We start from the raw sequence: 11636 nt of genomic DNA on the forward strand, positions 1-11636 counted from the left end.
GTTTAACGTATAAAATATTTCGATACTTTTCCTGAAATTGGAGTGTGATCCTTCTTGAATTTAGAAAGACTTATGGCGATCACCATGATTTTATTAAATCGGAAACGGGTTCAAGCGCATGACTTGGCCAATCAGTTAGAGGTATCGCTACGCACGATTTACCGCGATCTCGAACGATTGAATACGGCGGGTATTCCGATTGTCTCCTTCACGGGAGCTGAGGGTGGATTTGAGATTATGGAGAACTTTCGACTAGAAAGACAAATGCTCAGTTTGGATGATCTTGCCGCACTCTCTACCGCCTTACGAGGACTTCAATCTGCCAACGTTTTTAATGGGCAACAATTAGATGCGTTGTTGAACAAAGTTGGCGCTTTGGTGTCGAAGGCGGAAAGTAAAGGTTTCCATTCGAATGAAGATGTCATGATTGACTTAAGTCCATGGCGCAATAGTTCACACGAGCAGTTAAAGTACGCGGAGTTGACAAAAGCCATTCAGAATACAAAGTTGGTAGGCTTTACTTATACAAATGTGCAAGGTCAGGGATCGGAACGGCGAATTGAACCGATGGGTATGGTGCTGAAGGGTTATACATGGTATTTATACGGTTATTGTTTACAACTGAACGATTATCGCAATTTTAGGCTTTCAAGAATCCGAAGTTTAACGACACTTCCGGGAGCATTCGAGCGTCGGGCAATTTCATTATCGGAATTAAATCGACATTGGGGCCCGAAGAGCAACGACGAAATGATCGATTTGGTACTGAGGTTCAGTGGCACAGCAAGAGTTCAAGCCGAAGATCATTTTGACGAATCGGAGATTCAAAGGCAGTCCGACGGTTCTCTCATCGTGAGGGCCCGTTATCCCAACAACGATTGGCTGATTGGTTTTCTGCTTGGCTTCCGTACGGGAGTGTTTGTTCTAAGCCCGCCATTTGTCGCATCGGCCTTAAAAGAAGCTGCAATGAACATTACAAAATTATATTAAGAATGTTGCCAACCCGCTGGCAATAAGGGTGGATTATCCTATATACAGGAACCCTGCTTCAAGCAATGTTCCGGACAAATTAGGAGGTAATCTCAATGAACACATCCGAAAAAACGATTAATCGCAAATACAACGAAAATACCGAAATCAATCCCTTCCACATCGATATTCCCCCGCTGGCCTTGAATGATCTCAAGGAGCGGTTGGAGCGGACGCGCTGGCCCGACGAACTGGAAGCCACCAATTGGGACTATGGTGGTGTCCCTGTCCGTTACCTTAAGGAAATGGCAGCATATTGGAGAACAGAGTACGATTGGCGGAAATATGAAGATGCATTGAACCGCTTTCCGCAGTATACGACGACAATTGGCGGACAACAAGTACACTTCCTTCATGTACGATCGCCAGAACCTGACGCCACGCCGCTTATTCTTACTCATGGCTGGCCGGGATCGATTGTTGAGTTTATGAATATCATCGGTCCGTTGAGCGATCCGCGTGCTCACGGCGGTCGTCCGCAAGACGCTTTTCACCTTGTCATCCCATCCATACCGGGATTCGGATTCTCCGGCCCGACGAATGATATCGGTTGGACCACGGATCGAGTAGCCGTAACATGGTTGGAATTGATGAGCCGCTTGGGCTATGAACGCTTCGGCGCGCAAGGAGGGGACACGGGGGCTATCATTTCACCGAAGATGGGGAAGCTTGCTCCGAATCGTGTGATAGGAATTCACTCAAACGGTCTAACAGGATTTCCTTCGGGCGATCCGGCAGAAACGGAGGATCTAACCGCTGCGGAACACCAGAGATATGACAAATTGAATGGACAAGGATTTGAGGACTCAGGTTATGCAATTATTCAAGCAACACGTCCCCAGACGCTCTCATACGGTCTCACGGACTCCCCGGTTGGTCAACTGGCTTGGATTATCGAAAAATTTAAAGAATGGACCGATCCATCGGCCCCGCTTCCGGAAGACGCAGTTGACCGTAATCTGCTGCTGACAAATGTGTCGATCTATTGGTTTACCAGAACGGCAGGATCCTCCGCCCGCATTTATAAGGAGGATGCCAAAACATGGGGGATGCCAGGGAAGTTATCCAATGTTCCAACCGGTGTTGCGGTCTTCCCTAACGACTCGTCGATTCGTCGATTCGTCGAACGTGATCATCATATCGTACATTGGTCTGAATTCGACAGAGGCGGTCATTTTCCGGCGTTAGAAGCGCCTGATCTCTTGGTCGATGATATTCGTGCGTTTTTCAGCGAGCTTCGCTAACCCATTTTCACATTCTGAGAAAAAAAGGAGGCAAACAGTAAGTAGTGGCCGTTAGGTATTGGGAAAGCAGCCTCGTTTCTGCTTGCTTCAAGGAAGTCCTGTTTTCGCTGCTAGACCCGTTACGGTGAGCCGAATCATAGAAGGACACCAACAATCGGGAGCCATTGCTTAGTAACACAGGGAGAATATGATCAAACTTTGTTATAAAAATTGCATAGTATTTCACAAAGAATTTACCCGTTTTGATCAATCTTTTTTCAAAACGGGTTCTTATTTTTTAACTTTTAATGCGGATCTATGGGATATTTTTAATCAAACTTTGTTTTAAATCTACAGGAAAAACGACAACGGCGAAAAAGCTGTAAAATGCCTTAGGGCATGGAACGTTTTTGGTTTCACAGGACGTCGTTCGCCGTGAGATGTTGAAGGTTCACGATCGAGATGGAAACCTTTCTATTGATTTAATTCGTCAAATAGCTGAATATGGTAAAGACAAATGCGAATTTGTTATTGTGGAAGGCATCTTGTATAGAAGTCGTTACGGTAAGATGCTGAACGATTTAATCCAGTTCTATCATCAAAGGTGCTATACTTATTATTTTGATTTATCCTTTGAGGAAACAGTGCTGCGCCATAATGCTAGTTCGAAAAGGATGGAATTTGGAGAAGAGTCTTTACATGCTTGGTGGAATCCACACGACTATCTTGACGTGGATGGAGAAATACTATTCACCAACGATATGTCACAAAATGATATATTGAAATTAACTTTAAATCAATTGCAAAAGTAAAATTTCATTCAAGGAGAATGATCATATGGAAAACGAAACATATCAATCTGAAAAAATGGAACGATTTGCCAAAAGAGTTGAGTTTCTGGAGGATCCTGAAAGAAGAGGAGATATATCGCCAGATGAGCTACTAAATCTTCTTCCAATTAAAAAGGATGATAATATCTTAGATTTAGGGGCAGGAGCAGGTTATTTTACAATTCCAACAGCTAAAGCCGTGGAAAAAGGAACTGTTTTTGCAGTCGATATTGATCCAAATATGTTAGAGGTAGTCCGATCCAAAGCAAAAAAGGAACTTCTCGCAAATATCCAAACGTTAGAAGGAAGTGTTGACGCTATCCCGTTATCCGACAATTCCATTGACTTTGTACTCGTTTCGTTAGTTCTTCACGAGTTAAAGCCTTTACTACCTGCTTCCCTTCAGGAAATAAAGCGTGTGCTGAAACCTCATGGCACTCTCGTATGTATGGAATTTGAAGCAGAGGAGATTCCTACACATCCACATCCAAGGATTTCTTCAGCATCCATGTCACAAGAAATCACAAAAGCAGGACTAGCAGTAACACAAAAGTTATTTCCAACAGATAAAACATATATTATCACGGCTCAAAAATAGTGTGGAAAGAGGGTCAAAATGTACCCTCCTCCATAGTCTGACTTGAGAACTCCTTCATTCTAATGCTGCCTGGATATACTTGTATAATTCGGCATCAATCCCAAATTGCAACTGATTATCAGGGTTTTCCGCATGGAACTTTTCAGCTTGCCTCTTTAAATCTTGGTCATCCCCTGTGAACAAATACACAATGTCAGCCCATTTCTTTGCCAATGCTTGTACCTTACTACTAGCAGGGGGTGTTCCCTTTTCTTTTTCCAATTGTAATTTTTTCACAATTATTCTAAATTCATCTTCTGTCTTTTTTAAAGAAGCTTCGTCATATTGATCATAATAATTTTTCATCATGTCTAACTGCTCTTTTGTAAAATATTTCTCTTGATATAATTTCATAGCTCCTAGTAGTTTTGTTACTTCATCTACAGACATTATTTTTTTGCTGCGAATCGTTTTTAATGCACTCTCTAATTCATATAATAGATTTTGTTGAACTTGTATATCTCTTTTTATTCGGGTTATTTGCGTTTCGATAATATTGGCAGCAAAGCCTTGTTCATTATTGTCCATGACAGATTTTATCTCTTCTAAGGGTAACCCAATTTGTTTTAGAGCCAAGATTTGCTGTAATTTAGACAAATCGGCTTCTGTGTAGAGCCGATGTCCAGACTCTGTATATTGAGACGGGGAAAACAAATCAATTTGATCATAATACCTTAACGTTCTTATTGTTAAGCCTGTTAATGCTGCAAGCTCTCCTACTTTCCAGTATTCCTTCATCTATTTCACCCTTATAAAATGCCTTCGTATTACTTTAACAGTCCTTGAATTTCATTATAATGGAAATGATATGTCCTCCCACAAATTTGACAAGCTGTATCAATGGACTCTTTATTATGAATGACTTGTTCTAATTCATTCGTACTTAAAGAATGGAGCATACCGTAAAACATTTCTTTGGAACATCCACAGAAAAATTGGACAGGCCTATAGCCGATCACTTTTACATCCTTAAATAGTTGACTTAGATTTTTTTCTATATTGCCCTTACTATCTTTAAAGAAATCCCAATTCGTATTGACTGTATCTTCAACTTGATTCATAAGCTCAGCCGGAGCACCAGGAAGCAACTCTGCATATAGCGCATGACTGAACAAAATGCGATTATCATGCGCAAATTCAAGATTAGTTCCTATATAGGTTTGAGTTTGCTCACTTTGAATAAAATAATGGGAAATATCATCAACAATATTTCGATATGGCATATCTGTTATACCCGTAAATTGATTGAACCCCGCACCTTTTATCACACGAATCGTCCCTTTATGACCAATAAGGCGCTCAAGCGATATTTCATCAGCAACTCCTAATAATGCATTATTAAGATAACCACGAATATTCCCTTTTGCATCCCCATCAGCAAAAACTTTATATTGTGGATCGCTCATTGTCATTTGGAGACTTATTCTCTGATCCCCTTTTAAGGTAGCCGACATTAAGCTCATAACTGAAATAGTTTTTCCTAATGTCAGCTTAAGAATTTTGTTTGTTTCTTTGTTCAAACCGAGAATATCATTTATTAATTTTGTGTTATCCACAAAAAATAAACGCACTTGTTTATCATAAATAAGTGTCTTAACAATTGTATTTTCCATATTTATGTCCCTTTCTCTTATTCACTGTTAAGTACACTATAAAACATAACCTTACGTAAGGTTCAAGTGTTGCAAGTGTATTTATTTAGAATTGAGAAATCGAGGATGTAATTAATCATAAAAAAGTTTCACGAATTATGAATGAAATGGGATTAAGGTGCGAAAAATTCACACGTAAATCACGTTACAAATCATACAAAGGTACAGTAGGTAAGGTAGCCAAAAATCGCTTGAATCGTAGATTTGATACAACTGTTAGTAACTAACGTAACTGAATCTAAATGTGCTGAAGGACAAAAATTATATTTAAGTCCTATTATGGATTTATATAATGGGAAAATTATCTCTTTTGGTATATCAAAAACTTGGTACTCCAACCACTTAAGCAAGCTATAGAAATCATCGACCGTGTAGTTCCATATCGAACGACCATCCATTCAAATCAAGGCTGGCATTATCAGCATAATAAATGGAGAATCAATGCATGTCACGTAAAGTGAACTGTGCAGACAACGCTTCGATGAAGAATTTCTTCGGAATCATGAAACAGGAAATGTTCCATGGAGAAGAATTAGTTAAAAACTATGAGAAATTAAAAAGGAGAATTGAAGAGTACATTTATTGGTACAACAATGAACGTATGAAACTAAACTTGGTTGGATTAAGTCCAGTACAATACCAAACTCAGTCCAACCAATTATCAGCATCATAAAACTTTAACTTTTAGGGGTAACCACCTTATCTTGCGTGGGCTTTTTTATTTACAATAAATAAATTAAAGCTTTTTTAAATAAGCGAAACTATTTTAAACAGAATTCGTCTTTTAATATAGGAATTTAACAAAAAGAAAGGAATGAAAATAGGGAAATAATATGTTCTGGTGATTCCGAGAGAGGAGAGTTTCATATGACTAAAAATTAATAGTGAATTTTTTTATTTAATATACAAATTAAATAATATATAAGAATTTAAAACATGGAGGATCTTTATGAAAAAATACTTTTGGTTTTTTGCTATATTTCTCGCATTTGTTTTCATATTTTTTCCTTCGGGTGCTTTTGCTACTGAAAACATAGATTATAAGCAGTTATATCAGGATGCGATTTCTGATGGAGCTCTCAATACAGACACTAAATCATATGATGAATTTGTTAAAGAAAATGAAGAGGAGTTTATACCAGTATACGACGAAGGCCTTAAAGAAAAAGTATTCGAGGAATCACTATCTTATACTGAATGGTTAAAATTAAATAATTATGGGCAACCTCCTGGGGAAGTTGAGAGTGATAACGGAGAAGTATTCGAGGATATTACTGATGAAGTTTTAGGTAGTACAGAAAACATCGGAGAAATCGAACCCTTTGCGTCTTATCAAGGAAAGGCTATAAAATCTGGCGATAATCAAACAATTGCAAAACGAGTGGCTAAATTCGCTGATAGAAGTTTTTATTCTACTTCAGGCTCATCTAAACAAAACGGATTCTTAGATTATAAAATAACTGATAAACTCTATCAGAAAAACCCAACTTACTGTTCGAAATTGGTATATCAAGCATATTATTATGGCAGTGGTAATATACCAGTCGTGAAAGTCAGAAGGAATGGAAAAGGAATGGTACTACCCTATGCCTTAATTGCTGAATTTAATAAATCTTTCAAACCTATAAAAGTAGCTGAATTCAAAGGATGAAAAGAAAATATATATTTTCAATGATTCTGATTTTAATTTTATTAGTAGGTAGTATTCTTATATACAATAGAGTCCATGCCAAAAGCGTTATCAATAATTACATCGTAAAACAGGGGATTGAGAAAAGCCAATTAAACTATACGGATTTTCACAAGGACTTCAAAATGGGAGGGTATTTCTTAAATACATATGTAGATGGTGAAAATCCAAATATATATTATTCTTATCATTATTACGATGGTAGAGTGTATTTCGAAGCCTACGAGTTAGATGAAACTCAAATAAGGAAACAATTTTGGGGCGGAAATAATCTTGAAGAGAATAAATTTAAGAAATTAAAATACCCACCTCATTAAAAATTAACTATTTTTTATAACCTTGAAAAGGAACGCCCTTCTGTCGCTAAACAGGAGGGCAAAAACAAATAGATTCTTTTGATAATCGTAAGGATTTCAATTTGGCGGCTGGCCATAATTATTTAACTTAATCCATTCACTATATGATAAAAACTTCTCAAAAACATCTTGTTCTATCCCCTCTTGGTATATAGGCATAAATTCTTCTTCATTTTTTCTAACCCATTGTTTATATGAAGCAATTTCAGGATCTATCGCACCAGAAGAGACACCATCTTGATATAACTGCTTATAATCAATTCCCTGATATTTAATCACTAATTCCCCCTACAAAATAAATTTTAATCATATGTTCCTCCATTATATAGTGAGTGAAGTAGCTTTGTCTTATATGTTAAGATTATTAGCCCACACACAAGAAAGGAAAAAACGATCGACCGCATAAGTAAGTTACTCTCTCATTATCCCAGCCGGAATGACAAGGGCGAACTCAGTTCTATCCCCTGCTAACTGTTGCAATTCAAATGACATATGCCAATCCTTTCCCCAATCGAAACCGACACGATCATATGGGATAAGCTCTGTTACTTTGCAAGGGGAATCACCATACGGACCAGCATGAAGGATGAATTCTTTTCCTAAAATTGGTTCAAATGTGCTTGGCATCCACCATCCAGCAATGCCGTCAGACGTTGAAACAGCCTCCCAGACCTTTTCAATTGGAGCATCCACAATAATTGTTTTGCGAATTTCAGGTAAACTTCCTTGTTTTTCCATCATTTTCTTACCTCCTATGGAAAGCTTGACATTCTTATTTTCTCTTATCTTCTGTTCAAAATACGGATCATTCTCCTCCATTTATCCATAAGCTAACAAGGGGGTGCTGAACATGTTCATACGAAATCAAACAGATGAACAAAGATTTTTTCGACCATCTTGCTTGCCTGTATTAAATGAACGATTTACAGATTATGATTTTTTCGATCCTTATTATGAAAAAACATACAAGCACATTCAAGTGCCAGCAGAATTGACTAGATCGCCTGAGGATACCTTACTCAACTATTTTAGCATTCTTCGTGAAGCTGCAAACACAGATGAAAGAAGCTGCGGAACTATCGGTAATGGCCATATTCCCTATCCACTTGCCTACAATTTTTTATCTAAGGCTTATCAAAAAAGATTAAGCTATGAAGAATATGTTCATTCGTTTGCAGGAGTTGGGCATCTAAGTTTAATAAAGCTTTGCAGGGTTCCAGGAGAAAAGCAGGATATTCAATTTTTCTATGAGATTGAAGCAATTGAGATTCTGGAGGGCAAAAGTGCTGAATTCTTCGGCTATGCTTACGGTTTTATTAGGCTTGTTCACGAACAAACAGGTTATCGGATGGCAGACATTCAGCAACTAACTGAGGATTTTCTTTGTGCACCATACCACGGCTGGGATCATGATGGGGAAGCGATTATCGATGTAAAATACGGTGGTTGGTGCAAATTAGTGCAAAAGCGCTATCCAACTATTAAAAATAGCTATTTTAAAAGTATTTACTTTCTTGGGAATGATGGGGCTGATTATTGTTTTATATTCATTACATTAACGAATGGAACGGACGTAGAAATCGCCCAATTTCGTAGAAAGATCGATGGTAAATGGAAAAAGGTGAATATAAAGCCTGAAGAACAATGCACATAAAGAAACAGGTATCGTACCATTCTCCCCACATCGTGTGGGTACATACAAACATCAAGACAAAACAAAAAGAGGTCAAGAAAAACCTTTTGGTCTTTCTCGCCTCACATACCTTTTATGCCACTATAATGATTTTAATGCCTCTTCAATGGGTGTTTCTCCCTCAATCATATCAAAGGTTTTTCCAATTGTATGATTATTCTCCAGTGAAGCAATAATGGCTGATGCAACATCTTCGCGGGAAATTTGGCCACGTTCAAGATCAACCGCCACTTTTACCTTGCCAGTTCCGGAATCATTCGTTAGTCCCCCTGGACGGATAATTGTATAATCAAGACCACTTCTCTCTAACCAAACATCGGCATAATGTTTGGCCGCACTATAGTATGGTACAGCACCCATCCATTTATCACGGTGATGAACACCAATCGCACTCACAATCACAAAACGTTTTACTTCAGCTTGTTTAGCTGCCTCCATAGATTTGATGGCCCCATCTAAATCAATCATCATGGTTTTATCAGCTCCTGTATGACCTCCGGAACCCGCTGTAAATACGATCGCATCCGCATCCTTTGCCGCATTGGCGATATCAGTAATACTTCCTTCTAGATCAACAAGGGCTGTTTTGACTCCTTGCTTTTCAAATTCTGCCTTCTGCTCTTCTTTTCGAACCATCGCAATGGCATCATGCTCACTAGATTCATGTAGCTTCCTCACAACGTGTTGACCGATTTGGCCATTCGCTCCTATGATCAGTACATTCACAATATCTCTTCCTTTCTTTATTGGATTTTCCACTTACTACTAATGTCTATACATACACTTTACAACCTAAAGTGAACTCTAGGTCAAACAATATGATTTCTTATAAGTGTCTTGTTCAGGGCATCTTTTAAAAAGGCTATCCCAAAAGTGAAACTTCAATCACTGGGTGGGCATGCAGCCAGTTAATGCAAGATAAAGGAAAGAGGCCTGGACAAAACTAAAATGTTCCCCCTCCGAAAATAAACAATTTATTACCTTAGCGAGGTATACTTCCGGAGCAGGTTATATGCATGATAGTAGTTCGCTTTTTTCCTTGGTGAAAACATTGTGTATAACAGCCTCAGAAACTATAAAATTGATTCAAATCATTTGGTAAGTGACAGGTACCTGTAACATCAACTACTACTCTATTCCCTTTGCAAACTTTACCGCAGCGGTTGCAATGACTTCATTCGGATCAATCAAAGGTACTTTAAATGTCAGTCCAGCTAAGATAATTGGCACTTCAGTACATCCCATAATAATTGCCTCAGCATTTTTTTGAATCAGCAGCTCAATCACTTCAACAATTTTTTCAGTATCTTCAACATTTTTTCCGTTATATTTATAGGAAAATATTGATTCTTGGATTTGATTTTGATAGTCAATTGGAATCTCGATCACTTCTATTCCCTTTTGGGCAAAACCATCTTGAAATATATTTGCCTTCATTGCCCCAGTTGTAGCGATAACACCAACTTTTCTGGTCTTTTTATTCAATCTTCTTGTTTCCTGAACAGTTTCATCAATAATGTGTAGTACATCTATGTCCACTGCAGCTTGTACATCATCATAAAAAAAGTGGGCCGTATTCGCACAAATAATAATGACATCAGCACCAGCTTTTTCTAGATTTTGTGCAGTCAATCCCATCTCTGGTCCTGGGCTTTCGGTGCCTTTTAGAATCGCTTCTTGTCTACTTGGCATTTTAGGATTGTTGTCAACAATAATTCTGAGATGATCCGCATCTGTTTTTGCAGAAGTCGCCTTAACAATTTTTTCAAAGATATCAATCGTTGCCTCTGGTCCCATACCACCCAATAAACCAATAATTTTTTCCGTTTGAATACATGCTTTAGGTAACATTGGTATGCCCCTTTTTCAAGTGATTCAAATCTTTACGCTTATCCTTATTTCCTATAATTGCAGCTGCTACAACTGAACCGATAACATTTATCGTTGTGATTCCCATATCCATCACACGAAAGATTCCAGCTAGAAGCCCAATAATTTCTACCGGCATTCCTAAACTTGTTAGAAAGATAGTTGTCGCCACAAATATTCCACCTGGTATACCTGGACTCCCTAATGTCATGAGTACCCCCAATAAGACTGCCGTCACTTGTGCACCTATAGACATTTCAATCCCCGTCAAGTTTGCTACAAATACGGCTACAGCACCAAACCATAAAGCATTTCCGTCCATGTTCATGGATGCTCCTACTGGAATTGTTAGTCCAACAACATCCTTTGGTAATTTTAAGTCTTTCTCACACGTCTGTATCGAAACTGGCATTGTTGCCTTCGTGCTGCATGTTGTAAAACTTGTAATCCAAACCGGTGATATTTCTATCCATTCGGGATTGTCCGGTTGCAACATCTTTTTCCACAAATGGTCCCTGTCTATAATCCTTCACTAGCGTTGCATAAAAAAGCGATAATAAAGTCAAGTGATTTGTTTTCTACGAGAGACGATATATAACTGAATATTCAGTTATATATCGTCTCTTTGCAAAAAAAAAGGAGAATGGGAATTAAGGG

At 38.3% G+C, this 11636-nt stretch carries 14 protein-coding genes and 1 pseudogene; 8 read left to right on the forward strand and 7 right to left on the reverse strand.

The features are described 5' to 3' along the window. Positions 1 to 54 precede the first annotated feature (54 nt). From KI375_RS20780 to KI375_RS20795, 4 genes and pseudogenes are all read left to right on the forward strand, one after another. The gene (locus tag KI375_RS20780; protein WP_212975328.1) at positions 55 to 990 is read left to right on the forward strand and encodes a helix-turn-helix transcriptional regulator; all 936 of its coding nucleotides are present in this window, start codon (positions 55 to 57) and stop codon (positions 988 to 990) included. Between the two features lie 95 nt (positions 991 to 1085). Beyond that, the gene (locus KI375_RS20785) at positions 1086 to 2273 is read left to right on the forward strand and encodes an epoxide hydrolase family protein (protein WP_212975329.1); all 1188 of its coding nucleotides are present in this window, start codon (positions 1086 to 1088) and stop codon (positions 2271 to 2273) included. 287 nt (positions 2274 to 2560) lie between these two features. Then, positions 2561 to 3064, forward strand: a pseudogene (locus tag KI375_RS20790) (P-loop NTPase family protein). A 25-nt stretch (positions 3065 to 3089) separates the two neighbouring features. After that, positions 3090 to 3680 (forward strand): class I SAM-dependent methyltransferase, encoded by a 591-nt coding sequence (locus KI375_RS20795; RefSeq protein ID WP_212975330.1) that lies wholly within the window; start codon positions 3090 to 3092, stop codon positions 3678 to 3680. A 54-nt stretch (positions 3681 to 3734) separates the two neighbouring features. On the opposite strand, the gene KI375_RS20800 is transcribed toward KI375_RS20795, so the two are convergent. After that, positions 3735 to 4457, reverse strand: coding sequence for a MerR family transcriptional regulator (locus KI375_RS20800; protein ID WP_212975331.1), 723 nt, complete (start codon positions 4455 to 4457; stop codon positions 3735 to 3737). A 29-nt stretch (positions 4458 to 4486) separates the two neighbouring features. Then, positions 4487 to 5332, reverse strand: a complete 846-nt coding sequence (locus KI375_RS20805; protein WP_212975332.1) for an Hsp33 family molecular chaperone HslO — start codon at positions 5330 to 5332, stop codon at positions 4487 to 4489. Positions 5333 to 5816: 484 nt separating this feature from the next. Between KI375_RS20805 and KI375_RS20810 the strand changes: the two genes are divergently transcribed. The 3 genes from KI375_RS20810 (at position 5817) to KI375_RS20820 (ending at position 7378) form a co-directional block, all read left to right on the forward strand. After that, positions 5817 to 6044, forward strand: coding sequence for an IS3 family transposase (locus KI375_RS20810; protein ID WP_212975333.1), 228 nt, complete (start codon positions 5817 to 5819; stop codon positions 6042 to 6044). Between the two features lie 276 nt (positions 6045 to 6320). Next, entirely contained in the window at positions 6321 to 7022 is a 702-nt protein-coding gene (locus tag KI375_RS20815; RefSeq protein WP_212975334.1) for a hypothetical protein, read from the forward strand. Next, positions 7019 to 7378 (forward strand): DUF3139 domain-containing protein, encoded by a 360-nt coding sequence (locus KI375_RS20820; RefSeq protein WP_212975335.1) that lies wholly within the window; start codon positions 7019 to 7021, stop codon positions 7376 to 7378. The genes KI375_RS20815 and KI375_RS20820 overlap by 4 nt, the downstream gene beginning before the upstream one ends. 96 nt (positions 7379 to 7474) lie before the next feature. Here KI375_RS20820 and KI375_RS20825 read toward each other — a convergent pair whose 3' ends face one another. Both KI375_RS20825 and KI375_RS20830 read right to left on the reverse strand, forming a co-directional pair. After that, complete coding sequence (locus KI375_RS20825; protein ID WP_212975336.1) at positions 7475 to 7696, reverse strand: hypothetical protein; 222 nt, start codon at positions 7694 to 7696, stop codon at positions 7475 to 7477. A gap of 132 nt (positions 7697 to 7828) precedes the next feature. Then, positions 7829 to 8158, reverse strand: coding sequence for an SRPBCC family protein (locus KI375_RS20830; RefSeq protein WP_244852895.1), 330 nt, complete (start codon positions 8156 to 8158; stop codon positions 7829 to 7831). A 109-nt stretch (positions 8159 to 8267) separates the two neighbouring features. On the opposite strand from KI375_RS20830, the gene KI375_RS20835 reads away from it, so the two are divergent. Beyond that, the gene (locus KI375_RS20835; RefSeq protein ID WP_212975337.1) at positions 8268 to 9071 is read left to right on the forward strand and encodes a hypothetical protein; all 804 of its coding nucleotides are present in this window, start codon (positions 8268 to 8270) and stop codon (positions 9069 to 9071) included. Positions 9072 to 9191: 120 nt separating this feature from the next. On the opposite strand, the gene KI375_RS20840 is transcribed toward KI375_RS20835, so the two are convergent. From KI375_RS20840 to KI375_RS20850, 3 genes are all read right to left on the reverse strand, one after another. Then, positions 9192 to 9836, reverse strand: a complete 645-nt coding sequence (locus KI375_RS20840) for an SDR family oxidoreductase (protein WP_212975338.1) — start codon at positions 9834 to 9836, stop codon at positions 9192 to 9194. Between the two features lie 402 nt (positions 9837 to 10238). Beyond that, positions 10239 to 10961: a cysteate racemase gene (gene cuyB / locus KI375_RS20845; RefSeq protein ID WP_212975339.1), complete on the reverse strand. Its 723-nt coding sequence runs from the start codon at positions 10959 to 10961 to the stop codon at positions 10239 to 10241. Further along, positions 10951 to 11475: a dicarboxylate/amino acid:cation symporter gene (locus KI375_RS20850; protein WP_212975340.1), complete on the reverse strand. Its 525-nt coding sequence runs from the start codon at positions 11473 to 11475 to the stop codon at positions 10951 to 10953. The genes cuyB and KI375_RS20850 overlap by 11 nt, the downstream gene beginning before the upstream one ends. Positions 11476 to 11636: the final 161 nt, after the last annotated feature.

The sequence above is a fragment of the Bacillus sp. J14TS2 genome, from assembly GCF_018333015.1.
In the GTDB taxonomy this organism is placed as follows: domain Bacteria; phylum Bacillota; class Bacilli; order Bacillales; family Bacillaceae_C; genus Lederbergia.